The following is a 545-nucleotide window of genomic DNA, read 5'->3' as shown; positions in this document are numbered from 1 at the left end:
CCTCGTCGGATGTTTCCCGCGAGGGCGTCCAGCGCGATCTGCTCCCGTTAATTGAGGGCAGCACCGTAAGCACGAAATACGGATCTGTGCGCACCGATCATATTCTGTTCATCGCTTCCGGCGCGTTCCACCTGTCCAAGCCCTCGGATCTGATTCCGGAGCTGCAAGGCCGCTTGCCGATCCGCGTTGAGCTTCAGGCACTGACACCCGAGGACTTCAAACGCATCCTGACCGAACCGGATGCCTCCCTGGTGCAGCAGTACGAAGCGCTGATGCTGACCGAAGGTGTGAAACTGACCTTCCGGGAGGATGCCATTGCACGTATCGCCGAGGTTGCCTGGAAGGTGAACGAGAGCACTGAAAACATCGGTGCCCGTCGGCTGCATACCGTCCTTGAGCGGTTGCTTGAAACCCTTTCCTTCGATGCCGGTGACAAGGTTACCGATGGCTTCGAGGTAACCGCCGAATACGTGGATGAAAAGCTTGGAGAGTTGTCCGAAGACGAGGATCTGAGCCGGTACATTCTGTAGGCGTGAGCGAGGGGG

General features: G+C 58.2%; 1 protein-coding gene. It reads left to right on the top strand.

Translation table 11 applies throughout. From position 1 onward, the window contains the following. A partial coding sequence (locus tag B2W52_RS00135) for an AAA family ATPase (RefSeq protein WP_286800937.1) occupies positions 1-530 on the top strand: 530 nt, incomplete at its 5' end. Between the last annotated feature and the right edge of the window lie 15 nt (positions 531-545).

Origin of the sequence: Marinobacter sp. UBA2498, from assembly GCF_002341575.1 — a bacterium.
Lineage (GTDB): Bacteria > Pseudomonadota > Gammaproteobacteria > Pseudomonadales > Oleiphilaceae > Marinobacter > Marinobacter manganoxydans.
The sequence above is the reverse complement of the archived record's forward strand: the minus strand, read 5'-3'. Positions and strand labels throughout refer to the sequence as shown.